Raw genomic sequence first — 26,966 nt, 5'->3', positions numbered from 1 at the left:
CGCGAGACACAGCGGTGACTTTCTGGCTAAGCTGAGTGAGCCGCGCCACAGATGAGCGTGCGGCCATCGCGTGATCGGTGGGTGTTCTCTCGGGACGTCGGGTTCGCGCAGGTCGGATGGGTGCGCGTGTGGCGGTGTAAGCGAGAGGCAATCGGAAAAGGGTTATGACGACAGACATCGGCTATCCGCACAAATCGGGCAAAACGGTCTACACGATTCCGGAAGCGTTTCAGGAGACGCTGACATTGCGTCCGGAGCAGATCGCGATCAGGACGGTGGGGGGAACCACTGAGATCAGCTGGCGAGAGTACGGGGAGCGGGTGCGCGGCATTGCCGCCGGACTGGCGGGGCTGGGGGTCGGGCACGGCGACACCGTCGGCATCATGCTGACCAACCGGCCCGAGTTCAATCTGGTCGACACCGCGGCGCTGCACCTGGGCGCGACGCCGTTCTCGATCTACAACACCAGCTCGCCCGAGCAGATCGCGCATCTGTTCACCAATGCCGAGAACAAGGTCGTCATCACCGAACCGGCGTTCCTGGACGCGGTGCGCGGAGCCGGTGTGGAGATCGAACACATTGTGCTGGTGGAGGGTTCGGCCGCGGGCACCAAGACCCTCGCCGAGGTGGAGGCCGCACCGGCCGCCGATTTCGACTTCGACGCCACCTGGCGCGCGGTCAAGGCCGAGGATCTGGCGACGCTGATCTACACCTCCGGCACCACCGGCCCGTCCAAGGGCGTGGAGCTGACCCATCGCAATGTGGTCGCCCAGATCGTCGGACTCGTCAACGGCCCGCTCGTGGTCGGCCTGGATGACCGCTCGGTGTCGTATCTGCCCGCCGCCCATGTGGCGGACCGCATTTCGGGTCACTGCGCCAACCTGTTCACCGGCGTGCAGATGACCACCGTGCCCGATCCGCGCGAGATCGCCGCCGCCCTGCCCGACGCCCGCCCCACCGCGTTCTTCGGTGTGCCGCGCGTGTGGCAGAAGATCAAGGCCGGTATCGACGCCAAGCTCGCCACCGAGCCCAGCGGCGTGAAGAAGGCCCTGGCGAATTGGGCCATCGGCGTCGGTGTGGAAGCCGCGCGCGCGGACCTGTCCGGCAACGGCCGCGGCCTGCTGCTCGATGTGCAGCACAAGCTGGCCGATGCCCTGGTGCTGTCGAAACTGCGGCACACCTTGGGATTCGACGAACTCAAGGTCGCGGCGTCGGGTGCGGCGGCCATCCCGCCGGAGACCCTCGAGTACATGCTCGGACTGGGTTTCGTGGTCACCGAGGTGTGGGGCATGTCGGAGACCTCCGGCGTGGGCACCTACACCCCGCTGGCCAAGCCCAAGCCGGGCACCGTGGGAATCCCCATGCAGGACACCGAGGTTCGCCTCGGCGAGGACGGCGAACTGCTGCTGCGCGGGGCCATCGTCACGCACGGCTACCGCAAGATGGCCGATAAGACCGCCGAGGCCATCGACGCCGACGGCTGGCTGCACACCGGTGACGTGGCCACCATCGACGGTGACGGCTACATCACCATCGTGGACCGCAAGAAGGAACTCATCATCAACGAGGCGGGAAAGAACCTGTCTCCCACCAATATCGAGAACACCGTGAAGGCGGCGTCCTCGCTGGTCGGCCAGGTGGTGGCGATCGGTGACGCCAAGCCGTACATCGCCGCGCTCATCGTGCTCGACCCCGATACCGCGGTGGTGCGCGCCAAGGCGCTCGGCACCCCCGACGCCGATCTGAAGACCCTGGCGGTGCGCCCGGAAATCCTCGACGAGATCAAGGCGGCGGTCACCACCGCCAACGCCAAACTCTCACGCGTGGAACAGATCAAGCGTTTCATCGTGCTCGACGCGGGCTGGGAGCCCGGCGGTGACGAACTCACCCCGACCCTCAAACTCAAGCGCAGCCCGATCAACACCAAGTACGCGGCCAATATCGCCGCGCTGTACACCACCCCCGCGCCGGACAATGTCGTAAACCTGTCCTGAGCTGGAAAGCGCTGTGGCCCCGGATGATTCATCCGGGGCCACGGTCATGTCAGACGCGTGCGGCGGTGACTCCCGCTCGCCGCAATTGCAGCGTCATCGCGGCGCTGATTCGTTGCATCTGCTCGTGACTGTGCTCGGCGGTGTCGTACTCGACCTGAATCGTGAGACGGCCGTCGACGGTGAAAATGGTCATCTTCGGCGGCATGCCCGGGGCCATGGCGAACACCTCATCGCGCACGAACTCCAGTGTCGCGGGCAGCGAATGTGCCGGTACCCGGCCGATATTGGACAGCGCCAGGGTGGGCGGTGCGTTGAACAGCGCGGCGGTCACCGCGTCGAGTTCACGCTGGGAGGCGCGCATGAACATCGCCGGAAAACGCAGTTGCGCCGAGTCTTTCATACCCGCGGCGACGGCATGCGCCAGGTCGATCGGATCGGAATCCGCGGCCGCCGATACCGGTGTTCCGGAACCGGCCGCGCAATTGAGCAGGGTCGAGGCGGACACCACCGGAACCAGATCCGGGCGCAGATCCACCGCATGCCCGCACATCATCGGCAGCGTCCCGGCCTCGGGCGCGAACTCGGTCCGCACCGCCGCCATGGCCGCTCCGGCGAGCAGGCTGTTCATCGAAAACCCCTGTGCGCGTGCGGTCGCCACCAGTGCGGCGGTCTGATCGGCATCCACTTCGATGCGCCGGACCGCGAGCCTGCCGTTCGGGTCTCCCCCGGGCTGCCCGTCGATCGGCAGGTGCACCGGAGCGGCCGCCGGATCCATGGCCATCGCGCCCGCGCGCATCATGGCCACGAACGCGTCGACCTCGGCATCACTGATCAGCGCCGCCAATTGGGTATCGACCCCGGCGGGCAACTCGTAGTTCCATTCCGGTTGCGGCAGTGGCGATCCCGTCACCCGCGCGGTGTAGCGCCGCCACATCTCGTCCAGGAGCGGGAATACCGAGCGGCCGTCGGAGATGCCGTGATGCAGCACCAATACGACCCGCGTGAACTCGCCTTCACGCAGTAGTTCCGCGCGGAAAAGCCCTGTGCCCCATTCTTGCCGCGAGTTCACCAGCGTCCGATACGCCTGCGCACCCCCGGGGCTGACGGTGACGCTCGGCCGGTAGTCGTCAACGAGTTCGAAGCGCTGCACCCTGTCGCCGCCGATGACGACTCGGGCGCGCAGCAGAGGATGCAGGGCGGCGAGTTCGGTGAGCGTCGCACGCAATGCCGCGGGATCGATCTCCCCGCGCACGGTGCTGCCGATGAACAGCGGCATACCGCCGATGGGCACGCTGCCCAGATGCGTGTTCTCGCCGAAGTAGCCGATCTCGAACGGGGACAGTGGGCGCTGTGTGGTCATATGCTTCCGGCTTTCCTGCGGTGGACCTGGCGAAATCGACCATACACACGTTTCAAACAATTGTCACAAACATGTGTTTGAAACGATTGTCACAAACACGCTGCTAGGCTGCGTACCGTGGGAACCCGAGAAGATCTGCTCGCCGGAGCCAAGAAGTGCCTGGCCGAACGCGGCCTGGCGCGCACCACCGTGCGCGATATCGTGGCCGCCTCCGGCACCAATCTGGCCGCCATCAACTACCACTTCGGCACCCGCGACCAGCTGCTCAATCAGGCGATGCTGGAATCCACGGGTGAATCGGTGACCCGGGTACTCGACTCCCTGCCCGATGACGCCGACCTGGACACGGGCGAACGCCTGACTACCTTCTGGCGCAAGCTCATCGAATCCTTCGGCGCCGACCGCGCGGTGTGGTCGGCCAATGTCGAGAGCATGGCGCAGGCCCTGCACTCCCCCGAACTGCGCACCGAGATCGGCGCCGCCCAGGTCCGCGCCCGCGCGGGACTCTCGGAAGCCCTGGGCGACAACGACCCTCGCATCGGCGCCATCGTGCAAACCCTGATCGGCGGCCTACTGGCCCAGGCCCTCATCGACCCGGACAACACCCCCACCGCCGAGGAACTCACCGCCGGAATCCAAGCCCTGGCGGCACTTTCGAACCCGGCCCCCTGAATCTGCTCTACATATACGGAAAAGCTGTGGCCCCGAGCGAATCGCTCGGGGCCACAGTCGAATACAGCCTGGTGACTACTTCTGCTCGTGCGTGCCGATCAGCGTCGCGCGCCCGATGGCATTGAGGAACAGGTTGAACCCCAGGTAGGCGGGTGAGGCGCTCTCATCGACCTCGAGCTTGTCCACTCCGACCGCGTGCACCACCACGAAGTACCGGTGCGGCCCGTGCCCGGCGGGCGGGAACGCGCCGGTGTACTCGTGCAGGCCAGCGTCATTGCGCAGTACGACCGCGCCCTCGGGCAGGCTGCCGCCCTTACTGCCCTGTCCGGTCTCCAGGCCGGTGGTGGTCGCGGGGATATTGGCGACCACCCAGTGCCAGAAGCCCGAGGCGGTGGGCGCGTCCGGGTCGTACACGGTGACGGTGAAACTCTTGGTCTCCGCGGGGAATCCGGACCAGCTCAGCTGCGGGGAGATGTCCTTGCCGCCCGCGCCGCCCAGCGCGCTGACCTGATCCAGGTGCAGCGGCTCGCCCTCGGTGATATCGCCGGAGGTGACGGTGAATTCGGGCAGTTGCGGCAGCGGAGCGTAGGGATTGTAGGAGTAGTCGGGCACGGGCCGTCCTTTCGATCGCGGGGCTGATCAGCAGTTCAGGAGGAAGTGTTCCAGCACGCTCGCACCGAATTCCAGCGCCGCCACCGGGACGCGCTCGTCCACGCCGTGGAACAGCGCACTGAAATCCAGGTCCGGCGGCAATTGCAGCGGCGCGAAGCCGAAGCAGCGAATTCCCAAGCGCGCGAACGCTTTCGCATCGGTGCCGCCGGAGAGCATATAGGGCACGGTGCGGCCCTGCGGGTCGTGCGCGAGAATGGCGGCGTTCATGGCGTCGACCAGGTGACCGTCGAAAGTCGTTTCATACGAGTCGAGTTTGGTGATCCACTCGCGTTCGACATCGGGGCCGATGAGCGCGTCGACCTCCTTCTCGAACTCGGCCTGCCGCCCCGGCACCACGCGGCAATCGACCACGGCCTCGGCGGTCTGCGGAATGACATTGGCCTTGTAGCCCGCCTGCAACATGGTCGGGTTGGCCGTATCCCGCAGTGTCGCACCGATAATGCGCGAGATGGTGCCGAGCTTGGCGAGCTGGCCCTCGATATCCGGACTGGCCGGATCGAATTGCAGGCCGGACTCCTCGGCGACCGCCGCCAGGAATTCGGCCACCGAATCCGAGACCACCAGCGGGAAGGTATGCGTGCCCAGGCGCGCCACCGCCTGCGCCAGAATAGTGACCGCGTTGTCCTCGTGCAGGAACGAGCCGTGTCCCGCGCGCGCCTTGGCGCGCAACCGCATCCAGCCCAGACCTTTCTCCGCGGTCTCGACCAGGTACAACCGCCGTTCGGTGCCATCGGGCCGCGGTACGGTGAGCGAGAATCCGCCGACCTCGCCAACGGCCTCGGTGACCCCGGCGAACAGATCGGGCCGATTATCGGCCAGCCACTGCGAACCCCAGCGCCCGCCGTTCTCCTCATCGGCGAGGAAGGCGAACACGATATCGCGCGGCGGCACCGTGCCCTCGATCTTGAACTGCCGGGCCACGGCCAGCATCATGCCGACCATATCCTTCATATCGATGGCCCCGCGGCCCCACACATAGCCGTCGCGGATCGCACCGGAGAACGGGTGCACGCTCCAGTCCTCGGCCTGTGCGGGCACCACATCGAGGTGCCCGTGCATCATGAGCGCGCCGCGGCTCGAGTCCGCGCCCTTCAACCGGGCGAACACATTGCCGCGCCCGGGCGCGCCGGATTCCACGTACTCGGTGGTGTAGCCCGCCTGATGCAGTTGATCGGCCACCCATTGCGCACATTCGCGCTCACCCTTGGTGGTCTCGAGTTCGCCGGTATTGGAGGTGTCGAACCGGATCAGCGTGCTGACCAGGTCCACCACCTCCGAGACGGCGCGGGACGTGCGAAGTTCGCCAGTTTCGGACACGTCCCCTTTCCTACCATCTCCGCACAGTCCCACCGCCGCGCACCATCGCCTCGGACCCCGCGCCGCGCAGGTGAGGTGTATCGGGCGCGATTGAAATCAGCCCTCGCCCAACCCTTTCCCCGCGCCAGGCACTGTGCCGAGAGGTCAGCGCAGTACGCGCAGGGTCATGGTCAGCGTCGCCAGCAGTGATTCCAGGCGCTGATCGGCGATACGCCGCTCGAGAATCTCCGGATCCAACCGGGTGGCGGAGGCCCAGAGTTCGCCGATGCGGGCCTGCACGTCGACATCGGTGGCGGCCAGCACCCACAGCAGGGGTGCCCAGAGGCGGGCGGCCTGGGCGATGGCGGGCAGCATGATCAGTGTCGAGGCGTCGAGTGCGGCGAGCTGGGTGCCCGCGCGGCGGCGCACCTCGGCGTGCGTGCGAGCCAGCGGCTCGAGCACCCCGCGCCACAGGGCCAGCTCACTGCTGCCGTCCAGCGCGGCGACCAGTGTTTCGGCGGTTTCGGCGACGACCGGGTTGAACGCGAGTTTGGTCAATGCCTGCGGGCTCAATTGCCCGGCGAAACGCAGCAGGTCATCGGTGGCGCCCGCGGCCAGGAAGCTGGTGAGCAGATCCGCGATGGCCGAGGGTGGCGCGACCTCGAAGAGGATATCGCCGACCGCGGCGATGACATCGGGAGCGCAGCGCGCGAAGACCGACAGCGCCGCCAGTCGCAACTCCTTGGAACCGTCGATGACCGTGCCGAGCAGCGCCGGAATGCGATCACCGGGGCCCGAGAGCAGTTGCCGCACAATGGCACTGATGCTCTCCCCGGAATAGGCGTAGGCGGCCGAGCGGATCAGCCCCTCATCATCGGGGACGCCTTCCTCGACCGCGCGCACCAATTCCGGTGTGGCATAGGCCAGGAACGGCCCGGCGGTGATGTAGTCGCGCCGCCGCAGCAGTTCATTGACGATCGCTATCACCGGTTCGGTGGGTGCGTCATCGGCGAGCTGTCCCACGGTGCGCGGATCCAGATACGGTGCGCAATCGGCGGCGTATTCGGTGCTGAGCCGCAGTAGCGCGTCCACGGCCTTGCGCGGATGCTGGACGCCGACGGCCCCCGCCGCGCGCCCGGTCATGGTGGGCGGCACCAGGCGCTGCACGATGGGCAGTGAAATACTGAGCGGAATGATCGGCACCAGTGAGCTGATCCGCTCGAAAACCGGTGTGTGCTGGTCGAACAACGCCCCGGACATGCGCTGCTGGAGTTCATTGAGCCGGTGCGCGCCGAGTCGCTCCAGATGTTCGACGCGTTCGACCGGGACGTGCAGGGTCCTTGCCAGGAGCACCAACTGGGCGCGGGTGACCAGATCGGTCATAGGCCGCACCGGGTCGCGGGTCTTCCGCCATAGGCGAAATCGACTGTGGCAGACATGTTTCCCCGTCCTGCGGCGTCCGTGTCTGGACCCGCCGTGTTCGACCGCCCATCATAGGCGGGCAGATACGACGAAAACCGCAAACAGTGCAGACTCACAGAGCCCCGTTAGGATGCGGCCATGAGTCATCCCGCGGGGTGGTACCCCGAGAGTCCAGGATCCACCGTTTTGCGCTGGTGGGACGGTAGTCAATGGACCAATCACACCCAGCCGCAGCAACAATCGGCGCAACCGCAGCAGCAGGCGCAACCGCAGCAGAGTCAGCAAACGGGTAGCCAACAGCAGTACGGACAGCAGGATCAGCAGGGCTACGGCAAGCAGGGCCAGCAGTACGCCCAACAGGGTCAGCAGCCGCAGGGTCAGCAGTACGCCCAGCAAGGTCAGCAGTCGCACGGGCAGCAGTATGCCCAGCAGGGACAGCAGTATTCGGGTCAGCAGTACGGTCAGCAGCCGCACCAGGGGCAATACGGCCAGCAGCAGTACCAGCAGCCCAGTGACGCGCACGCCCTGGAATTCGATATCGGCGGTGCGCACGATCCCGCCGCTATCCAGCGCCAGGTGCAGCAGCAGGCCGGCGTCGGCGCGACCCAGGCCGGTGGCGGCACCGTGTTCACCGAGCCGATCCTGGTGGTGAACCAGAAGGTCAAGCTCATCGAAATGGCCAATGAGTACGCCGTTTTCGACCAGCAGGGCCGTCAGATCGGCGCGGTGGTGGAGGTCGGGCAGAGCGCGCTCAAGAAGGCCGTGCGCTTCATGTCCAGCTATGACCAGTTCATGACGCACAAGCTGGAGATCCGCGACGGTCAGGGTCAGACGGTGCTGCGCGTGACGCGCCCGGCGAAGGTCTTCAAGTCGCGCTTCGTGATCGAGCACGGCAATGGTGCGCCGATCGGGGAGATCATCCAGGAGAACATGATCGGCAAGATCAACTTCTCATTTGTGGTGAACGGTCAGCAAATCGGCGGGATTCGGGCCGAGAACTGGCGCGCCTGGAACTTCATGATCCACGACCACACCGGTCAGGAGGTCGCCCGCATCACCAAGACGTGGGAGGGCCTGCTCAAGAACATGTTCACCACCGCCGACAACTATGTTGTGCAGATTCACCGACAGTTGCCGCAGCCGCTGCTGTCCATGGTGGTGGCTTCGGGCCTGGCCATCGACACCGCGCTCAAACAGGATTCGCGCGGCTGGGGCTGATCCGGCCTCGCCGCGCCGTCAGCACGGCGTCCCAACCGCCTCCGGGTCGCGCGCCATATGGTGCGCGACCCGCGTTGTTTGCGGTGTGCGAGGTCCGCGCATGAGCGGCACAGCCTCCTCTCATGCGGGCGCAAGCGGTACGCAAGACAGCGCAAGGGCGCGGTAATCGAGGCTCGGCACAGTGATTCTCATGAACGAGACACGCGATGTGGTGATTGTCGGAGCCGGACCGGTCGGGCTCATGCTGGCGTGCGAGTTGCGACTGGCGGGCGTGGACGTGCTGGTGCTGGAGCGGCTCGCCGAGATGGATCCGACCCTGAAGGCGGGCGCGATCAACGTGCCCACCGCGCAGGCCCTGTACCGGCGCGGATTCCTGCCCGAGTTGATGGAACAGCATGAGGCCACCATGGCCCAGTTCGCCGCGTTCCGGCGCAGCGCCGGGATCGGGGAGCCGCCCGCCGGGAAACGCTTCGTGCCCGGACACTTCGCGGGCATCCAACTCGACGGCGGCGCAATCGATCTCGATGATCCGGTCTTCGCGAACGCGGGCCCGGCGGCAGCGGCCTGGTTCATCTCCCAGCAGGGCATCGAAACAATTCTGGCGCGCCGCGCGACCGAACTGGGCGTGGAGATCCGGCGTGAAGTAGCGGTGAGCGGATTCGAGGACGACGGTATCGGCGTCACCGTGAACACCGGTGATCGCACCGTGCGCGCGGGCTGGCTGGTCGGCTGCGACGGCGGCCGCAGCATCGTGCGCAAGCTCGCGGGCTTCGACTTCCCGGGCGTGGACCCGGAGATCACCGGCCGGCAGGCCGTGGTGGAAATGACCGGCGCGGAACAGGTTCGGCCCGGCTGGCACGACACCCCCGGCGGCATCTACGTCTACGGCCCCACCCCCGGCCGGTTCCTGACCGTCGAACTCGACGGCCCGCCCGCCGACCGCGACGCACCCATCACCGCCGCGGAGCTGGAGGAGAGCTTCCGCAAGGTCACCGGCGTGGAAGTGCACATCACCAAGGTCATTTCCGCGACCCGCTTCACCGACAACACCCGCCAGGTCCCCGACTACCGCAAGGGGCGGGTCCTGCTGGCGGGCGATGCCGCGCACGTCCATTCACCCTTCGGCGGCCAGGGCCTGAACCTCGGTATCGGCGATGCGCTCAACCTGGGCTGGAAGCTCGCGGCCGTGGTTCGCGGCTGGGCCCCGGCGGATCTGCTCGACACCTACACGACCGAACGCCATCCGATCGGTGCCTGGGTGCTGGAGTGGACCCGTGCGCAGATCGCCGTCATGCGCACCGATCCGCGTAGCCGCGCCCTGCGCGCGGTCATGACCGATCTACTCGGCACCAAGGACGGGGCCACCGAGATCTTCAAACGCATCTCCGGCGTCCTGCACCGCTACGACCTGGGCGGTACGCATCCCCTGGTCGGCACGGTCGCGCCCGATCTGGAACTGGCCGACGGCACCCGGCTCGGCGAATACTTCGCCGACGGCACCGGGGTCCTGCTCGACCTGAACGACTCCCCCGCACTGCGCGAGGTGGCCGCCGCATGGCCGCATCGGGTGCGTGTCGTCACCGCCAAACCCGCTCAGCCCCAAACCGTTTCCGCGCTGCTGGCGCGCCCGGACGGTGTCGTCGCCTGGGCGGCCGACACCTCCGACGTGGCCGGGTTGCAGGACGCGCTGAGCCGCTGGTTCGGCCCCGCCGAGCGAGATGCGTAGCCTGCGGCGGGTGTTGTGACGGGCGTGGATCCTGGCCAAATACACGCCGGGATGACGGGAGCGCGGACCAGTTGGCCGGGGCGGCTAGTCGCGAATTGCCTCGGCCAGCTGGGGTGCGTGGACGCGGGTCGCGCCGATGCGGGTGATGCGGCGTGAGCCCCACGCGCCCAGTGCGTTCAGGGCGGTGTTCAGGGCCACGCCCTCCTCGGTGAGCGAATAGTCCACGCGGGGCGGGATTTCCGGGTAGAGCTCGCGGTGGATGATGCCGTCCTCCGCGAGCTCGCGCAGATGCTGGCCGAGCATTTTCTCCGAGACGCCGGGCAGTCCCCTGCGCAGTTCGCCGAAGCGGCGGACGCCGTGCTCGTGCAGCTCCCACAGGATCAGGACTTTCCATTTGCCGCCGATGACATCCATGGCGGCATCGATACCGCAGAAGTATGGTCCCGATCTCTTTTCGCTCATGCCCGTCCTCGCTAGCTGGATACACACCTTTCGGTACGTGTCCGAGAAAATAGTGCGTACTTGTTGCCCAACGTCACCGCGGGCAATCTCGATTCCAGCGCGCGCCGATCACTTCAGCCGGAATCGAAGGAGTACTCGTAATGACGAACAATCAGCACACCCCGGTGATCGTGCTCGGCCTGGGTGCGATGGGTCAGGCGCTGGCGGCGGCATTCGTGAAAGCCGGGGTGCCGACCACGGTGTGGAATCGGTCCGCGGGCAAGGATATCGACCTGGTCGACGCCGGTGCGGTGCGCGCCGGGTCGGTCGCCGAGGCGATCAGCGGTGACGGTCTGATCATCAGCGTGCTGCTCGATCACGCCTCGGTGCACGAACAGCTCGATCCGGTCGCCGCGCGGCTCACCGGACGGCAGTGGGTCAACCTGACCAGCACCGCACCCGAGGAATCACGCGAACTTGCGCAGTGGGCGGCACGGCACGACATCGACTTCCTCGACGGCGGCATCATGGCGATTCCATCCATGATCGGCACACCGGGTTCGGCGATCTTCTACAGCGGCGGGCGCGAAGTGTTCGACACGAATCGCAGCGTGCTCGAACTGATGGGCTCCGCCGAGTACTTCGGCGACGACGCCGGTGCGGCGGCGCTCAATGATTTCGCATTGCTGGCGAGCATGTATCAGATGTTCGCCGGGTTCTTCCACGGTGCGGCGATGGCGGGCACGGGCGGTCTGACCGCCGCCGAATTCGCGGCGCGGGCCGTGCCGTTCCTGTCCGCCATGGTGCAGGGCCTGCCCGCGTACGGCGCGGCCATCGATGCGGGCACGTACGCGGCGGAGGTTCAGCACCTCGCCTTCCAGAAGTCCGCGCTCGATGCCATCGTGCGTGCCAGCAAGGATGCCGGGATCGCCCCGGACCTGCTGGAACCGATTGCCGCCCTGGTGGATCGACAGGTCCGGGCCGGACACGGCAACCTCGCCTTCGCCCGCACCATCGAGGAATTGCGCTGAGCGCCAAGTAGTCCGGTATCGGTCAGTGTGTGATCCGCAAGGTGGCAGCCAGTGCCGAAAGCTGTTCACCCAGCTGAAGGTCGGCGATGCGCTGCTCCAGCGCGCCACGTTCGGCATCCTCCAGCGCGGACCACACCTCGCCGATCCGCGATTGGGCATCGGGTTCGGCGACCGCGAGGATACGCAGCAGTGGTGTCCACAGGTCCGCCGCGGTGAGCACCGCCGGAAGCTGGGCCAGCATTGCTCCGTCCAGGTGGGACAGATTGCCGCCGATCCGGCGCGTGGCCGGAGCGGGTGTGCGGTCGGCCAACTCCAGCAGGCCACGCCATACCGCGGCATCGCTGTCGATATCGATCGCCGCGGTGAACGCGTCGACGGACTCGGGTTCGGCCACAGCCGGATTGGCGGCGAGCCGATCCAGGGCCGAGGGGCTGAGCTGTCCGACGAACCGCATCGTCTCGGGCACCACCCCGGCGGTGACGAAGGCGCGAATGAGCGCGCCGATGTCCTCCGTCGAACCCTCATCGAACAGAATGTCGCCGATACCCACGATGACATCGGCGTCGCAGCGCGAGAACACCGAGACCGCCGCCAGTTGGAGTTCGGCCGAGCCGCCCAGGATGGTGCGCACCAGTTTGGGAACCCGCTGTAGGTTCCCGTTGAGCAGATGCCGCACCACCATGGAGATGCTCTCGCCGGAGTAGGCGTAGGCGGCCGAGCGGATCAGGCCCTCGTCATCGTGAGCGCCCCGCTCGACCGCCGCGATCAATGTCGGTGTGGCATAAGCCAGGAACGGTCCGGCCGTCACGTAGTCGCGGCGGCGCAGGATCTCGTTGACGATCCGCACCACCGGTTCGGGCGGTGCGTAATCGGCGAGCTGACCGACCGCGTGCGGATCCATATACGGCGCACCGTCGGCGGCATAGCCGGGGCTGAGGATGGTGAGCGCCTCGGCGGCCTTGCGCGGATGGTCCACCCCGATCGCCCCGGCCGCGCGCCCGGCGATGAGGGCGGGCACCAGGCGCTGCACCAGCGGCAGCGAAATGCTCAACGGAATGACCGGCACCAGCATGCTCAGCCGGGAGAAGGTCTGATTGTGCTGGGCGAACATGACTTTCGCCAGCGCCTCCTGCAATTCGTGCAGGTGTTGCGCGCCCAGTCGTTCGAGATGCGCCAGGCGCTCCTCGGGCACATGCAATGTCCGCGACAGCAGGGTGATCTGCGCGCGGGTGACCAGGTCACTCATCCGAGCTTGTTCCCGAACATGATCTTCTTGGCCGCCGTGCTCAGCGGCCACGGTAGCGCGCCGACGGTCTTGTCGACCGCGGCGACCATATCCGCGGTCTCGGTGCGCTGTGCCTGCCGGAAAACCTCCAGCAGATCGGCGGTTTCGGCCTCGGTGAGCAGTTCGAGCGCGGCCAGCGGCCCGCCCAATTCCCGCTCCAGTTCGGCTTTGGCGTCCACCATGACTCCCCTTGTCCCCGAATGACCCGGATCACTCCGGTCTCGCCCCCAAGGTGTACCAAGATCGCCGCCACCGCGCCAGCCCCAGGGGATCGTTGGCGCTCAGCGCAGTTCGGCGGCGATCGCGTCGGCCACGCGCAGGGCCATCGCCATGATCGTGACCTGAGGATTGACTCCGAGTGAGGTGGGCACCACCGAACCGTCGGCGATGTACAGGCCCCTGGTGCCGAAGACCCGGTTCTCGAAGTCCACGACCGCGGTGCGGGCATCGCCGCCCATTCTGGCGGTGCCCAGGGGATGCGGGCCCATCATGCGGAATTGCCGTGGTGTGAGCGGTGTTTCGGCGACCGCGCGAGCCTGCTCCAGCGTCCGAATGGGCGGCATACCCGCGATCGGCAGCGCCACCGCCTCCGCACCGCCGTGCAGGAACAGTTCGGCCAAGCCCGCGCAGGCGTGCTGGAGGGCGGCCTGAACGCGCGGAGTCACGGTGTAGCGCAACAACGTTCGCCCACCCGGGCCGTGTTGCACACTGCCGCTGCCGGTATCGCGGACCATGGCCCCGAACTGCTCGGTGTACGCCCAGCGGTTCATCCATTCGGTGAGCCGCGCGCCGTGGAACGGCAGCACCCCGGCCGCGAATTGCGGTGGGATGGACACGCCTTCGAACGTGCACAGCGGATCGCCCAGGCCGGTGACGTGATAGCCCTGCGGAATACCGGTCCACGGTGTGCCCGGAGTGGACATCATCGCGACCGCGCCGAGTGAGGGATGCACGGACAGGTTGCGGCCCAAGGCGGGCAGGTCGATGCCATTGCGGCGCAACAGCAGCGGCGTCATGAGCGTGCCGGTGGCGACCACCACCGCGCGGGACCGGATCTCCAGCGTGCGCGGTGCGCCATGGCTGTCCTGACCCTCGGCGAGCACACCGACCGCCTGCCGGTCATTGAGCAGAATCCGGGTGACCGTCAGATTGGTGTACAGCTGCGCACCGGCCTCCAGGGCGCGCGGCACCCAGCTCACATTGCTGCTGCGCTTGGCATCGGTGGGACAGCCGTACACGCATTGGCCCTGACCGTCGCAGCCTGCCGCATTGCGCGGCAGCGGGCCGTGCGTGGCCCCGAGCGCGTCCGCGCCCTTGCCGATGATGTCCGCGACCCGGCCCAGATAGCGCGAATCGGCGTGGGCGATACCGAGTTCGGTCGCGACCTCGTCCAGGTAGGAACGGAAGATCTCGGGTTCGAAATCGCCCGGAAAACCCGCGTCGAGCCATTCCCGCAGCACCGAGTCCGGGGTGCGGAAGGCGGTGCCGGAATTGATGGCGGTGGTGCCGCCGACCAGGCGTCCGGTGCTCACCCCGAGCACCGAATTGCCGAGCGCGAGGTTGTATCCGCCGTCGCGCCAATACTTCTGGGTGCGATCGTGCAGTTCGCCGCGGAATTCGGCGCGGCGCGCGTAATCGCCCTCCTCGACCATGACCACGCCCACGCCCTGTTCGGTGAGCCGGGCCGCCACCGCCGCACCGCCCGCGCCGGTGCCGATCACCACCACATCGCATTCGATGAGATCCCGGCTCGGGAGCGCGTCGGGAGTGGTCATATTCGCCAGCCAGCCGGGCGCGCGTTCAAGCACCGGCTCCCGATAGCTCGGTGCGCCGATGGCGTCGAGGTACCGGCGATCGCTGAAATGCGCTATCCGCACCGGTGTTTCGACCGCGGCCACGGCATGTTGCAGGGCCGGATGCTTGCGCGCGGACTCGATGAACTGCCCTCGATCGGTCTCCCCCAATGCTGCCAGCCCGTGCCGGTATCGGGCGCGCGCGGCGGTGTCCAGGCCGCGCAGCGCCAGCCGCAGGCCCGATTGCATGATCGGGGTCATATTGCCGATGTACTCATCGACGCGATCGACCGTGCCCGCGTCCACCGGTGGCACCGCGCCACCCGGTTCGATCAGGGCGGCGGCGACCGCGCGCAGTGTCGCGCGCTGCGCGTCGGTCAGGACGCCGGTGGGTTTGCCGCCGTCCGGCAGATCATCACGCAGCGAGGTCCACGGCTGGAACGAATGCAGGAAGCTCGGATAGTCATTGGCGAAGAATTGCATTCGCCCCGAAGCGATTTCGCTATCCTCGCACCACAGCGTGGCATCGAGGTTGGTCAGGCTCGCGTGCGCACGGCGCAGCCAGCGCACATCCTTGTGCCCGCTGAGCCGCCACGCGCGCCCGTCATCGTCGCGGAAGCTCACCTCGTAGGCCATCAGCCGCTTGGTCACCGGCAGCGCCACCAGGGTGCCCGTCACGGCCGCGCCGTCCACCCAGGGCAGGGCACGAATGGTGCCGGTCAGGCGCGAGCGCCCATTGGTGACGAAGCCCAGCGCCCGCCCCGATTCACAGCGCAGATCCATGGCGACGTGATGCGGCTGACCGTCGGCGTCCCGCAGTTCGCCGCGCATGGTCTCGAAGAAGGTCAAAGGCATGGTTCGGGACTTTCGCTCAGACGATGGGTTGTACGGCCGGAACCGGCTGCGGGGCAAGGAATTCCAGCGCGCCGCCGTGTGGGCTGCGCAATTCGAAGGCATTGCCGTTGACCGGGGCGACATGCACCGATACCGCCGCGGTCTTGGAATTGAGGCAGTAGCTGGTGGCACGGGCCGGATTGCGGTAGGCCAGGCACACCATCTGCGCGGGATCGGCGTGCATGCGCACTTCGGCGGTGCCGTCGCGTCCGCGCATGCGCAGTGTCCACCGCGGGAAGTCCAGGTGCGGGCGCTGCCGCCACAGGTCGGCGATGCGGTCGAAACGGTATTCCTGGTCGCCGCGGCGGATCACCAGCATGGACAGCAGCGGGGACACCTTGCCGCCGAGGCGGGTGCGCCCGGACGCGCCCTCCATGACCGCGAACGGGGCGTCGGTGCCGGTCTCGGTGAAAATGCTGTGGCCCCAGGCATATTCGGGACTGTGCTCGGTGCCCCAGTTGTGGCCCTGCATACCGTGCCAGCCGTGCAGATCCCAGCGCTCACCGTCCCAGTCCAGATATCCGGTGACGGTGGCGACCGGAAACGGGGTCACCAGCTTGTTCTTGGGAAAGCCGGTGTCCAGCAATCGATCCGAGGGCAGCATGGACAGCGGTGCCCCGAGCACCGGAACCCGGGTGAATTCGAGATCCCAGGTGATGGTCGAGGTGTCGTCGGCCAGGGTGCCCTGGGAATCCCCGCCGCGACCGGTCAACTGCATGCGCAGCGGTCCGGCCGTGATCGCCTGGCCGAGCGCGTTCTCCTCGAATCGCGCTGTGCCCAGGGGAATGTCGGTGCACCATGCGCGGGTCCGGTCGCCGTCGAACACGCTGCACCACGCCTGCGCCAGGGCGGTGCCGTCCTTACCGGTGAGCACGGTGGCCTTGATCCACACCGCGCGCGGTGACCGCGGGTCATTGGCCCGGATGAACCAGGATTCGACGTGATCGGCGCCGGGCCGCAGCCGCGGCGCGTTCTGTTCGGTGGCAATCATGCTGTGTCCCTCAGAGTTTCGGTGTGCGGCTGAGCATGCCGAGCAGCTGCTGTCCGGCGCGGCCGTAACCGCGCAGCCGGGCGATGGGCCGGGGTTCGGCGAAGGTTGTGGCCAGCGCGCGCATGGCGTCCTCCAGTTCGACGCCGTACGGGTACCACCAGGGGCGTTTGGGGCCGAAGGCCGGACCGCGCGGGGATTCCACGATCTGCACCCAGGCCGCGTCCAGCAGGGCATCGGTGCCGTGCGAACGGCCGAAACCGGAGCGGGCGACACCGCCCCAGGGGAATTCGGGGGTCGAATACATGGTGGCGGCAACATCATTGATCGCCACCGAACCCGCGCGCAGGCGTGCGCCCAGGGCTCGGGCGCGCGCGGTATCGGCGGAGAAGACGCTGGCGGTGAGGCCGTAGTCGGTCGCGTTGTGCAGCTCGATCGCCTGCTCATCGGTATCGAAGGCGGCGACTGCGACCACCGGGCCGAAGGTCTCCTGCTGCCACACCTGCGATGCGGTGACCTCGGAGCCCGTGATCACGGTGGGCGTGTAGCGGCGGCCCGGCAGGACGGTCCCGCCATCGACGGTGAGCCCGGCCTCCCGCGCCGCGTCCACGTGCTGCCGCCAAATATTCTGCTGCCGTTGATCAATGGCGGGTGCGAGATCACGGCCGGTATCGATGCGGCGGAGTTTGTCGCGCAGTCGCACCACGAACGCATCATGCAGATCTCGGTGCACCAGCACGCGCTCGATCGAGCAACACGCCTGTCCGCCATTGAAAGTCGCGCCCCAGGCCACCGCCGAGGTGGTGAACTCGAGGTCCGCGTCATCGAGCACGACCGCCGCGTCCACCCCGCCCAATTCGAGCCCGACCGGAATCGGGAATCGCGCGGCCGCGGCCATCACCTTGCGGCCGGTGGCCACCGAACCGGTGAACAGCACTTTGTCCGGTCCCGCCGCCACCAGTTCCGCGCCCAGCGATCCGTCGCCGGCCGCGAGCTGGAGCACCCCGTCGGGCAGTCCGCACCGCCCGATCACCTCCACGAGCACCGCCGCCACCTGCGGGGTCAGCTCGGACGGCTTGAGGATCACCGCGTTTCCGGCGATCAGCGCGGGCAACACCTGACTGAACGGAATCAGGAACGGCAGATTCCACGGCGCGATGGCCACCACGACCCCGTACGGATGATGCAGCCGCAACCCCGTGCGATGCGGCGCACTGGCCGAGGTGATCTTCGCCGGACCCAGGGTCGCGACCGCGCTCTCCAGATGATGGCGGGTCAACGCGATGGCCGGAACCGCCTCGTGCGCAATGGCTTCCACGCGAGGCTTGCCGTTCTCCGAGCTGATCACCTCCGCGATCCGATCCAGCTCCGCCAGCAGCAGCCCCGGCAGCCCGGCCAGCGCCCGCACCCGCCCCTCGACTCCGAGCGCACCCCACCCGGGCTGCGCGGCCCGAGCCGACTCGATCAACGCCTGCGCCGTCGCCGACCCAGGCATATCGCCATCAGCGGCCGTGTCCCGCACCGCCTCCTCGAGGGGCGTCATATGCATCCCGCCTGTTCACAGATATTCGATCTTGGCCAGATGGCCAAGTGGTCAGACCACTATATCCATGCGGGCGAATTAGGCAACAGTGGCTGTGGGCTATCCCAACCGCCCTGCCCGGATGGTGGCGGGAGCGGAGGGTCGGCGAAAGTTAGTGCGACGTGTCGCCGCCGGGCGTCCGGAAGACTCGATGGCGGCGTGCGACCGTCAGCCGCTCACCGCTATGGGGTGCGGACCTGGCCCAGTACGGTGTCGAATTGCTTTGCGGCCAAGGACAGCAGGGATTCCGCCGTCGCTCGCGCGGTCGCCCCGTCACCCGCGATAACAGCGTCCGCGACGGCCCGATAGCGCTCGACCTGACTCACCTCGGCGGCCATCAATCCGGCCAGGGCGGCGAGTGCGGGTTCGTACACCGCGCGCAGGTCGTTGTAGAGCAGACGGAAGACGATCGAGTCGGCCGCATCGACCAGGTGATCCCAGAAAGCCATGGCGGTTATCTGCTGCGTGATCGGATCAGGCTGCGCCGCAAGTGCTTCCAGGGCCGCACCCAGCTCCGCGGTCAGTCGCGCCCCGGCCCGCTCGGCCGCGAGTCCGGCCACCTCGCGGCCCAGGACGAGGCGGGTTTCGAGGATCGAGCGGATCACCGCCGGATCGATTTCGCCCTGCCGCACCAGCAGTCGCGGCAACATATCCATCCCCGCGTGCCGTCGGTAGTCGCGCACCGTCGTCGACCCACCCTGGCGTACTTCCACCAACCCGGTGTGCGCCAACCGCTGCAATGCCTCCCGCACGGTCGGCCGCGACACCCCCAGCGCCTCGGCGAGCGCTCGCTCGGCGGGCAATGCCGCCCCCGGTGCCAATTCCCCGTCCAGCACCTCGTCCACGAGTTGCTCGAACACGGTATCGGGCACCGTCCGCCGATCGATCCGCCTGATTGCCATGCCCCGAACGTAGATCCGCCTGGTCAACAGGTCAAGCGGCCAGACCAGTGGGTGGCCTATTCGACACCGCAACGCTGGCCTGGTTGGCGAGCGGGTGGTGACGCGGGTGTGGCGGGTCGGGGTGGGGGTTCGCGGGGTCTTCGGCGGGTGTTCATGTGGCGTTGGTCGGTGGGGTGCCGCGGGTAACCCGTTGCCCTGCACGATCAGCGACGTGCGCATCGTGCAGCTGGCGAACTTCTATGGGCCGCGGTCGGGTGGGCTGCGCACCGCACTGCATCATCTGGGTGAGGGGTATGTGGCGGCGGGGCACGAAGTGGTGCTGATCGTGCCGGGGCCACGGCGTGGCGAGGAGCTGTTGCCGTCGGGGGTGTGGCGAATTACCGTGCCCGCGCCCGCGATTCCGTGGACGGGCGGGTATCGGGCGGCGCATCCGCGGCGGGTGGCCGATGTGCTGTCCGGATTGCGGCCCGATGTGCTCGAGGTGTCGGATCGGTTGACACTGCGGGGATTCGGGCGCTGGGCGCGGCGGCGCGATGTGGCGGGGGTGATGATCTCGCACGAACGGCTCGACCGCCTGCTCGGACAGGTGCTGCCCGGCCCGGCCGCACGGCGGGCGGCGGACGCGGCCAATCGGCGCACCGCCGAGAACTACGACATCGTCGTCTGCACAACACAATTCGCGCGCGAGGAATTCGAGCGCATCGACGTCCCGAATGTGGAATTGGTGCCGCTCGGGGTCGATCTGGACATGTTCACCCCGTCCCGCTGCGATATCCGATTGCGCACCGATCTGGGCGCACAGGACTATCCGCTGCTCGTGCACTGCGGCCGACTCTCGGTCGAGAAACGCGTGGATCGCAGTATCGAGGCGGTGGCGCGGCTGCGCCGCGAGGGTGTCGACGCACGCCTCATCGTCGCCGGTGACGGCCCGCGCCGCGAGGCTCTCGAGCGCCGCGCCCGCACCCTGACGCCGTTGCGCGACGGCCTGTCGGCGGTGCATTTCACCGGATTCATCAATGACCGAACCGAATTGGCGACCCTGCTGGCCACCGCCGATGTCTCCCTCGCCCCCGGCCCGCACGAAACCTTCGGCCTGGCGGCCCTGGAAGCCCTCGCCGCGGGCACCCCGGTGGTGGCGAGCCGCTCCTCCGCGCTCGCCGATATCGTCACCGCCGATTGCGGGGCCGTCGCCGCCGACCACCCCACCGCCTTCGCGCACGCCGTCACCGACGTGCTGTCCCGCCCCCTGCTCGAACGCCGCCGCGCCGCCCGCACTCGAGCCGAGCAATTCACCTGGTCCGCAGCGGTTTCCGGCATGCTCGGCCTGCTCGGCTCGGCCTGATCAGTCGCGCGTCGGATCCGGCTCCCACGGAATGTACGGGCGCGCTTCGGATTCCGCGGCCACCCGGGCGGAATTCAACTGGTACGGCGTGATGCCGCCGGGCTGCCACGGCCCGACCGAACCCGAGGCAATCGCGGCCTCGGCCTTGGGAACCAGCCCGATCTCGGTGCGCACCACCGAGATCGGACGATCGGCCAGATCGAACCAGTCCTGATCGAGGAAGTCATGACTGCCCTGGGTGAGCGCACCGCGCCGCAGTGCATCTCCCAGCCGCCCCGCCATACCGGAGGCCCGCAGATGCCCGGCGTCCGCCTCGAACAGCCCGGCCCCGGCTCGCAGATAGCCGGTTTCGAACAGCGAGATCACCATCGCCAGCAGACTGAACGCGCGCGGATCGTCATTGGCGCGCGCCATGAACGCGAACACCTCGATCTCGTTCTCCAGCGTGGTGCCGTATCCGGCCAGCACATGCACCCAATCATGCTGGGCCAGCAGCGGCGGCGCGGAACCCGGCAATCCGGGCGTGACGAAGCCGCGGTCGCGATAGAAGTCCGCCACCCCGCGCCCGAGCGTGCCCATCGGCAGCTCCCGCAATTCACCCCAGCGCGCCGCCAGCACCGGATCATTGACCACCGCGCTCCAGGAACTGTCCAGCTCCGAAGTGTGCAGCGCGTGCAGCCGTCCCGCGCCCAGCCCGCCGAGATAACCGTTGCGGGAGAAGTCGACCGCCGCCAGATCCTCCGCGCCGTCGGCGTATTTACGTGCCACCGAGATCATGTCGTCGTCCACGCCCAGCGCGTCGGCGAACACCCGCAGCTTCTCGGCCACGCTCGCGGGCAGCGGCCGCACCACCAGCGCCGCCAGCAGCATGGTCTGGATGACGCGTTCGCGGAAGATCCGATTGCGGCGGGTCAAACCGTGCGCGTATTCCTCGGCGCTGATCGGGGCGAGGGCGTCCAATTCCACCGGGTGTCCGGTCAGGGAGAGGAACAGCGCCGGAATCAGCAACTGCTGCAGTGGCGTGAGTCCCTGTTCACCCTGCGCCGCGGTGACCACCCCGCGGGCCACCAGGTGAACCTCGGCCGCATCGGGCGGGGTCAGCAGCACATCTGTCATCGGACACCTTCCGGATTCGATTCGAACCCTGACATTGTGTCCGCGAAACCATCAGGCTGCGTGTTCATTTCACTTAGCGCGTATGAGTGGCCGCGCCCGCCGCCGCTGCCTACAATTCGTGGTTCGATCCGAGGTGAAGGGGGCAGCCCCAATGACTTCCATACCTCCGCATCCCGCCGTGGCGGCGGCCGCCGCCCGGCTGGCCGCACTCGACCAGGGCTTCGAGCCGGTGGCGCTCATCGAACACGGCGACGGTGCGGCCGCGGTGCTGCTGGAGAGCCGGGATTTCCGCGTCATCGTCATCGTGGAACACCGTGACGATGAATGGATAACCCCGGCGATGGTCTCGGGCACCCCGCGCCCGGTCTCCCGCGCGCGGCCCGCCCGCACGCTGGACCATCGCCCATTACTACGTATGAGTCGCAGCCGGGTCGCGCATCCGGACCCGAATGGCAAACCCGCCGAAACCAGTTGGTCGGCGGTGCTGGGCACCGCCGCGGCCGATGCCACCAGCCTGACGGTCATATCCACCATCGACAGCTACACGGCCCCGATCGCGTCCAACGGTTTGGCCTTCGCCCTGGTCCGCACCCGCAACGGTGAACATCCGCTCATTCACGTGCACACCGCCGACGGTCGCATCGTGCCCGTCGCCTCCTGATATCGCCGATCGGGCCGCCGGATACGGTGAGGGCGATGACGAATGGAGACGGCGGGGCGGCCCCGGTCGCGGGCGACAGCGTGGTCGGGGTCGCGAGCGACAGTGCGGTCGAGGTCGTAGGCGACAGTGCGAGCCGCGCGGTGCTGGTGGTGCTGCGCGGCAATTCGGCGTCCGGGAAGTCCACCACCGCACGGACTTTGCAGCATTCGATGGAACGCGGCAGCTGCGTCGTGGTGCCGCAGGATGTGGTGCGCCGTCAAATGACCTGGGAGCCGGACGAACCCGGGCGCATCAATGTCGACCTGATCGAGCACATCGCGCGGTTCGCATTGGCTCGCGGTCTGGTGACCATCGTCGAAGGCATTCTGGACAGCCGCCGCTACGAGGCCATGCTCGAACGCCTGGCCCGATCGGCCCCGGCGAGCCTTTTCTACGGTTTCGACCTCACCTTCGAGGAGACCCTGGTCCGGCATGCGAGCCGCCCGCTGGCCGCCGAGGTGCCGGAAAGTTCGCTCGCCGAGTGGTACCACGGCTGGCAGCCACTGGGATTCACCACCGAGACCCGCATCGATGTGAGCTGGGACCTGACCGCTATCACGGAGCGAATTCGCGGCGATATCGAGAAAGCGCGCGCGACCCGTCCCTCCCGGTGAGTTCGCCGCGAGTGCCGCCCGCCCGGTAGTCGCCGTCACACCGGCGCGTTACCGGGCAATTCTCCCGTTCCGGACTACATTCGGGCTCGACTGCGTACGGCTCGAATCCGAAAGCGGGTGTGATCACATGACGATGGGTGAACCGTGGCCCTCCGGCGGCGCGGAGTGGCAGCAACCACCGGGCAGCCAGGGCTGGCAGGGCGGTGAGACGCTGGTGGAGCTGGATGTCTTTCCGCCGGAACAGCATCGGCGCTGGACGGTGCTGCTGCGTGCACTGCTGGTCATTCCACAGCTGATCGCGCTGTGGGTGCTGGGCATCGCGGCGTTCGTGGTGGTGGTCTGCGGCTGGTTCGGCGCGCTGTTCACCGGGCGGCTGCCGGAGTGGTGCGGCGATTTCCTGCGCGGCTACTTCTCCTACAGCACGCGGGTCTACGCGTACGGCATGCTGCTGGTCGACGCGTACCCGCCGTTCGCCTGGAATCCGCCGGATTATCCTGTGCGCGTGCTGTTTCCGGCGCCGACACCGCTGAATCGGCTGGCGGTGCTGTTCCGGCTGATCCTGGCCTTCCCGATCCTCATCTTCGCCAGCTGGCTCACCGGCGGCTGGGCGGTGGTGTCGTTCGTACTGTGGCTGATCGTGCTGATCACCGGGCGTATGCCGCGGCCGGTCTTCGAGGCGACCAGCGCGGTGCTGCGGGTCGAATTGCGCACGCAGGCCTACACGTATCTGCTCACCCCCGCCTACCTCAAGGGCGTATTCGGTGATCAGACCGGCGTTCCGGCCGATGCGAGTGCGGAGTGGGTGCCGTCGGTGCCGCAGCAGTCCCCGACCCGGCCGCTGCTGCTCTCGCGCGCCGGGCAGGTACTGCTCATCGTCATGCTGATCCTGGGCATCGCGGCGAGCCTGCTGCAGAGCGTCACCACCGACTATGACGACGATTCCGACGACTACACCTCGGCGCCGGGCACCTCGCACATCGTCAAACTGTAGGACGCCGTCCCGCGATCGACGGAAAACGGTGCGCCGCTTCGAGTTCGAACGCCGATTCCAGCAGCGTCCGTTCATCACCGTAGGCCGCGGACAATTGCACACCGATGGGCATGCCCGCACCGGTCATGCCCATCGGGAGTGAAATCGCCGGTGTGCCCGCCACATTGTTAATCGGGGTGAACCCGACGTAGTTCATCAGCCGCGTCAGCAGTTCATCGAAATCCAGTGTGGGACTGAGATAACCGATCTTCGGCGTGGTGTGGCAGAGCACCGGGGAGAGAATCAGTTCGTGTTTGGCGAACATCCCGGCCACCGTGTCCGCGGTACCGCGCAGCCGCCACAGCGCCGCGGGCGTGCGATACAGATGCGCCCGATGATGCGCCCGCAAACCGCGAGTGAGCCCATCGAATTCGGCGGTGTCGAAGGACAGGTCGAAGGTCAGCTTGCCCGCCGTGCCGATCAAATCGGCCAGCAGCGCCCACAATTGCACGAAATCGTCGGCCCAGCCGCGCGTGACCGGCAATCGCACCGGCTCGACATGATGTCCCGCATGCTCCAGCAGTGCCGCGGTGTATTCCACCGCAGTCCGCGTCTCGGCGTCGATCGGCTCGCCCATCAGCGTCTCGGTCACCAGCCCGATGCGCAGCCGCCGCCGCGCCGGACCCAGCACCGCGCCGATCGGCGGCAGCGCCGGATTGCGCCGATAGTCCTCCGCCGCGGCCACATACGCGGCCGTATCGCGCACGGTGCGGGTGAGCACGCCCTCGGAGACCAGGTTGATCGGCATCATGCGCGCCATATCGCCGTCCACATGCCGGCCTCGGCTCGGCTTCAGTCCCACCAATCCGGCGCACGCCGCCGGGATGCGAATCGAACCGCCACCGTCATTGGCGTGCGCGATCGGCACCACGCCCGCCGCCACCAGCGCGGCCGCGCCACCGGAGGACGCGCCCACCGAATACTCGGTGTTCCACGGGTTGCGCGCGGGTTCGTCGGTCATGAATTCGGTTGTGGCACTGAACCCGAACTCCGGCAGCCGGGATTTGCCCAGCACCGTCAGCCCGGTATCGCGGAGCTGGCGCGTGTACACGCCGTCGGCCCGTGCGGGCCGCGCCCGGAACGCGGTGGTCCCGTGATTGCTGGGCATACCGCGCACATCGGTGTTGTCCTTGACGAAGCTCGGTACCCCGTACAGTGCGGCGGATTCGTTTTCGCCGTAGCGCGGCTGTTCGTAATCGGCGTACGCGATCGCGTGCAGCGCCGGATCGACCTTGCGGGCGCGGGCCGCGGCGGCCGCGGCCAGTTCGGCCGCGGTGGTCACTCCGGCGCGCACCGCGGCCGCCGCTCCGACCGCGTCATGATGTCCCAGGGCGTCATCGGCGAAGGCATCTAGTCGACTGTCCAGCATTAGCCGAGCATAGAGAGCGGCCACCGCACGGGGAAGGCTTCCGGCCGCTTACAACTCGCCCTTGCGGGCTGCGCGCCACAGATCGACCGTGCCGTCGTCATCGAGCAGGGCATCGATCGCCGCCAATTCCGAATCTGTCAATTCCGGTCCGGCCAGTGCGCCGACATTCTGATCCAGCTGCTGCGTCGACGATGCGCCGATCACCAGCGAGGTGACGCGCGGATCGCGTAGTGCCCAGGTCAAGGCCAACTGCGCCAGTGTCTGATCGCGTTTGGCGGCGATATCGTTCAATCCGCGCAGGCGGCCGATCATCTCCTCGGTGAGCCATTCGGTCTGGAACGATTTGCCTTGTGTGGCACGCGAACCCGCCGGGACGCCGTCCAGATACTTGGCGGTGAGCAGTCCCTGCGCGAGCGCGGTGAAACCGATGATCCCGAATCCGGCGTCGGCCGCGGTATCGAGCAGCCCCTCGGTCTCGATCCAGCGATTGAGCATCGAATAGGACGGCTGATGAATCAGCAGCGGCGTTCCCAGCTCCCGCAGCAGCTCCGCCATCGCCGCCGCGTTCGGCGCGGTGTACGAGGAGATCCCGACGTACAGCGCTTTCCCTTGCCGCACAGCGGTATCCAGCGCCCGCGCGGTTTCTTCCAGCGGCGTATCCGGATCGAACCGGTGCGAATAGAAGATATCGACGTAATCGAGTCCGAGCCGCGTCAGCGACTGATCGAGCGATGCCAGCACATATTTGCGGGACCCGCCGCCCTGCCCGTACGGCCCCGGCCACATATCCCACCCGGCCTTGGTGGAGATGATCAATTCATCGCGATACGCCGCGAGATCCTCCCGCAACAGCCGCCCGGCATTTATCTCCGCCGCACCGTAGGGCGGTCCATAGTTATTGGCCAGATCGAAATGCGTGATCCCGGAATCGAACGCGCGCAACGCGATTGCCCGCTGCTCCTCGAACGGCCGGTCATCGCCGAAGTTATGCCAGAACCCGAGCGACAGCACCGGCAAATCCAACCCGGACCGTCCGCACCGTCGGTAACGCATGGCCCCGTCGTATCGGGCCGGATCAGCAGCAAATGTCATGCCGAACTATGTAGCACGCCTCCGGCGTTCAGTTCCCATCCAACGCGGTCACCGGCACCCCGTACGGCAGAAACCGCACCCGCCGCCGCACATCGGTATTGTCCCGATGCGCCCGCAAAGCCTCCAGCTCACTGGGAAAAACCTGCTCCACCAACGCCGCCCCGGCCTCATCGAGGCTGTAAATAGCCCACACCCCACTCCCGGTCTCCCCGGTCGTCTCCTCCTCGACCTTCGTCGCCCGCCCCCGCTCCGGCTGTGCGAACTGCCCCAACAACCCCGCCAACGTATTCACCCCCGCCTTATCGATGAACTCCCCCGCCTTCCCCAGCAACCCACCGATCTCGACCCCCGCCTCCCGCAGCGCACGCTCGAAATCTTCCGGATCGATCCCAAAGGGCTTGTCAGACGCCATAGCACTACTCCTGAG

At 67.5% G+C, this 26,966-nt stretch carries 24 protein-coding genes; 9 read left to right on the top strand and 15 right to left on the bottom strand.

Annotated elements, in window-relative coordinates; all coding sequences use genetic code 11:
* The first annotated feature begins 164 nt into the window (after positions 1 to 164).
* On the top strand, positions 165 to 1,994 hold the full coding sequence (locus tag ACFC0O_RS39815) for an AMP-dependent synthetase/ligase (protein ID WP_375967337.1): 1,830 nt from the start codon (positions 165 to 167) through the stop codon (positions 1,992 to 1,994).
* Positions 1,995 to 2,043: 49 nt separating this feature from the next.
* Here the strand turns inward: ACFC0O_RS39815 and ACFC0O_RS39810 are convergent, their stop codons facing one another.
* Complete coding sequence (locus tag ACFC0O_RS39810) at positions 2,044 to 3,354, bottom strand: hypothetical protein (protein ID WP_375967335.1); 1,311 nt, start codon at positions 3,352 to 3,354, stop codon at positions 2,044 to 2,046.
* A 117-nt stretch (positions 3,355 to 3,471) separates the two neighbouring features.
* Between ACFC0O_RS39810 and ACFC0O_RS39805 the strand changes: the two genes are divergently transcribed.
* Positions 3,472 to 4,026 (top strand): TetR/AcrR family transcriptional regulator, encoded by a 555-nt coding sequence (locus ACFC0O_RS39805; protein ID WP_375967334.1) that lies wholly within the window; start codon positions 3,472 to 3,474, stop codon positions 4,024 to 4,026.
* A 75-nt stretch (positions 4,027 to 4,101) separates the two neighbouring features.
* On the opposite strand, the gene ACFC0O_RS39800 is transcribed toward ACFC0O_RS39805, so the two are convergent.
* The 3 genes from ACFC0O_RS39800 to ACFC0O_RS39790 all read right to left on the bottom strand — a co-directional run bounded on the left by ACFC0O_RS39800 (position 4,102) and on the right by ACFC0O_RS39790 (position 7,377).
* Positions 4,102 to 4,638, bottom strand: a complete 537-nt coding sequence (locus ACFC0O_RS39800) for a YbhB/YbcL family Raf kinase inhibitor-like protein (protein ID WP_375967333.1) — start codon at positions 4,636 to 4,638, stop codon at positions 4,102 to 4,104.
* Positions 4,639 to 4,665: 27 nt separating this feature from the next.
* A complete protein-coding gene (locus ACFC0O_RS39795) occupies positions 4,666 to 6,015 on the bottom strand; it encodes a M20/M25/M40 family metallo-hydrolase (RefSeq protein WP_375967332.1) in 1,350 nt (449 codons plus the stop codon).
* A gap of 144 nt (positions 6,016 to 6,159) precedes the next feature.
* Positions 6,160 to 7,377 carry a hypothetical protein gene (locus ACFC0O_RS39790; RefSeq protein WP_375967330.1) on the bottom strand — a complete coding sequence of 406 codons (1,218 nt, stop codon included), beginning with the start codon at positions 7,375 to 7,377 and terminating at the stop codon, positions 6,160 to 6,162.
* A gap of 177 nt (positions 7,378 to 7,554) precedes the next feature.
* Between ACFC0O_RS39790 and ACFC0O_RS39785 the strand changes: the two genes are divergently transcribed.
* Entirely contained in the window at positions 7,555 to 8,634 is a 1,080-nt protein-coding gene (locus ACFC0O_RS39785) for a phospholipid scramblase-related protein (RefSeq protein WP_375967329.1), read from the top strand.
* A 190-nt stretch (positions 8,635 to 8,824) separates the two neighbouring features.
* The gene (locus tag ACFC0O_RS39780; protein ID WP_375967328.1) at positions 8,825 to 10,360 is read left to right on the top strand and encodes an FAD-dependent oxidoreductase; all 1,536 of its coding nucleotides are present in this window, start codon (positions 8,825 to 8,827) and stop codon (positions 10,358 to 10,360) included.
* An 84-nt stretch (positions 10,361 to 10,444) separates the two neighbouring features.
* On the opposite strand, the gene ACFC0O_RS39775 is transcribed toward ACFC0O_RS39780, so the two are convergent.
* Positions 10,445 to 10,822: a winged helix-turn-helix transcriptional regulator gene (locus ACFC0O_RS39775; protein ID WP_375967327.1), complete on the bottom strand. Its 378-nt coding sequence runs from the start codon at positions 10,820 to 10,822 to the stop codon at positions 10,445 to 10,447.
* A 140-nt stretch (positions 10,823 to 10,962) separates the two neighbouring features.
* Here ACFC0O_RS39775 and ACFC0O_RS39770 point away from each other — a divergent pair, with 140 nt between their 5' ends.
* Positions 10,963 to 11,832, top strand: coding sequence for an NAD(P)-dependent oxidoreductase (locus ACFC0O_RS39770; RefSeq protein ID WP_375967326.1), 870 nt, complete (start codon positions 10,963 to 10,965; stop codon positions 11,830 to 11,832).
* A 22-nt stretch (positions 11,833 to 11,854) separates the two neighbouring features.
* Here ACFC0O_RS39770 and ACFC0O_RS39765 read toward each other — a convergent pair whose 3' ends face one another.
* The 6 genes from ACFC0O_RS39765 to ACFC0O_RS39740 form a co-directional block, all read right to left on the bottom strand.
* Entirely contained in the window at positions 11,855 to 13,078 is a 1,224-nt protein-coding gene (locus ACFC0O_RS39765; protein ID WP_375967324.1) for a hypothetical protein, read from the bottom strand.
* On the bottom strand, positions 13,075 to 13,299 hold the full coding sequence (locus ACFC0O_RS39760; RefSeq protein WP_364634246.1) for a hypothetical protein: 225 nt from the start codon (positions 13,297 to 13,299) through the stop codon (positions 13,075 to 13,077). Before ACFC0O_RS39760 ends, ACFC0O_RS39765 begins: the two co-directional genes overlap by 4 nt.
* A 99-nt stretch (positions 13,300 to 13,398) precedes the next feature.
* Positions 13,399 to 15,765, bottom strand: coding sequence for a GMC family oxidoreductase N-terminal domain-containing protein (locus tag ACFC0O_RS39755; protein WP_375967322.1), 2,367 nt, complete (start codon positions 15,763 to 15,765; stop codon positions 13,399 to 13,401).
* Between the two features lie 16 nt (positions 15,766 to 15,781).
* Positions 15,782 to 16,795: a hypothetical protein gene (locus ACFC0O_RS39750; protein WP_375967320.1), complete on the bottom strand. Its 1,014-nt coding sequence runs from the start codon at positions 16,793 to 16,795 to the stop codon at positions 15,782 to 15,784.
* Between the two features lie 10 nt (positions 16,796 to 16,805).
* Positions 16,806 to 18,335 (bottom strand): aldehyde dehydrogenase family protein, encoded by a 1,530-nt coding sequence (locus ACFC0O_RS39745; RefSeq protein WP_375967318.1) that lies wholly within the window; start codon positions 18,333 to 18,335, stop codon positions 16,806 to 16,808.
* A gap of 221 nt (positions 18,336 to 18,556) precedes the next feature.
* Positions 18,557 to 19,276 (bottom strand): FadR/GntR family transcriptional regulator, encoded by a 720-nt coding sequence (locus ACFC0O_RS39740; RefSeq protein ID WP_375967317.1) that lies wholly within the window; start codon positions 19,274 to 19,276, stop codon positions 18,557 to 18,559.
* Between the two features lie 211 nt (positions 19,277 to 19,487).
* Between ACFC0O_RS39740 and ACFC0O_RS39735 the strand changes: the two genes are divergently transcribed.
* The gene (locus ACFC0O_RS39735) at positions 19,488 to 20,618 is read left to right on the top strand and encodes a glycosyltransferase (RefSeq protein WP_375967315.1); all 1,131 of its coding nucleotides are present in this window, start codon (positions 19,488 to 19,490) and stop codon (positions 20,616 to 20,618) included.
* Here ACFC0O_RS39735 and ACFC0O_RS39730 read toward each other — a convergent pair whose 3' ends face one another.
* Entirely contained in the window at positions 20,619 to 21,734 is a 1,116-nt protein-coding gene (locus ACFC0O_RS39730; protein WP_375967313.1) for a hypothetical protein, read from the bottom strand. It abuts the gene before it with no gap.
* Between the two features lie 151 nt (positions 21,735 to 21,885).
* On the opposite strand from ACFC0O_RS39730, the gene ACFC0O_RS39725 reads away from it, so the two are divergent.
* The 3 genes from ACFC0O_RS39725 to ACFC0O_RS39715 all read left to right on the top strand — a co-directional run bounded on the left by ACFC0O_RS39725 (position 21,886) and on the right by ACFC0O_RS39715 (position 24,039).
* Positions 21,886 to 22,395: a hypothetical protein gene (locus ACFC0O_RS39725; protein ID WP_375967311.1), complete on the top strand. Its 510-nt coding sequence runs from the start codon at positions 21,886 to 21,888 to the stop codon at positions 22,393 to 22,395.
* 35 nt (positions 22,396 to 22,430) lie between these two features.
* Positions 22,431 to 23,048 (top strand): AAA family ATPase, encoded by a 618-nt coding sequence (locus ACFC0O_RS39720; protein ID WP_375967310.1) that lies wholly within the window; start codon positions 22,431 to 22,433, stop codon positions 23,046 to 23,048.
* Between the two features lie 127 nt (positions 23,049 to 23,175).
* Positions 23,176 to 24,039, top strand: a complete 864-nt coding sequence (locus ACFC0O_RS39715) for a DUF4389 domain-containing protein (RefSeq protein WP_375967309.1) — start codon at positions 23,176 to 23,178, stop codon at positions 24,037 to 24,039.
* Here the strand turns inward: ACFC0O_RS39715 and ACFC0O_RS39710 are convergent.
* Genes ACFC0O_RS39710 through ACFC0O_RS39700 form a run of 3 tightly spaced genes read right to left on the bottom strand, consistent with a single transcriptional unit; the run spans position 24,029 to position 26,951 of the window.
* Positions 24,029 to 25,447: an amidase gene (locus ACFC0O_RS39710; RefSeq protein WP_375967308.1), complete on the bottom strand. Its 1,419-nt coding sequence runs from the start codon at positions 25,445 to 25,447 to the stop codon at positions 24,029 to 24,031. The two genes, ACFC0O_RS39715 and ACFC0O_RS39710, sit on opposite strands and share 11 nt — an antisense overlap.
* A 48-nt stretch (positions 25,448 to 25,495) precedes the next feature.
* The gene (gene mgrA, locus ACFC0O_RS39705) at positions 25,496 to 26,539 is read right to left on the bottom strand and encodes an L-glyceraldehyde 3-phosphate reductase (protein ID WP_375967307.1); all 1,044 of its coding nucleotides are present in this window, start codon (positions 26,537 to 26,539) and stop codon (positions 25,496 to 25,498) included.
* A gap of 28 nt (positions 26,540 to 26,567) precedes the next feature.
* Positions 26,568 to 26,951, bottom strand: coding sequence for a hypothetical protein (locus ACFC0O_RS39700; RefSeq protein ID WP_364634265.1), 384 nt, complete (start codon positions 26,949 to 26,951; stop codon positions 26,568 to 26,570).
* Between the last annotated feature and the right edge of the window lie 15 nt (positions 26,952 to 26,966).

It is taken from the genome of Nocardia sp. NPDC056100 (genome assembly GCF_042266325.1).
Classification (GTDB): Bacteria; Actinomycetota; Actinomycetes; order Mycobacteriales; family Mycobacteriaceae; genus Nocardia.
Note: the sequence above shows the minus strand (reverse complement) of the source record. Positions and strands in the feature narration are given on the sequence as shown.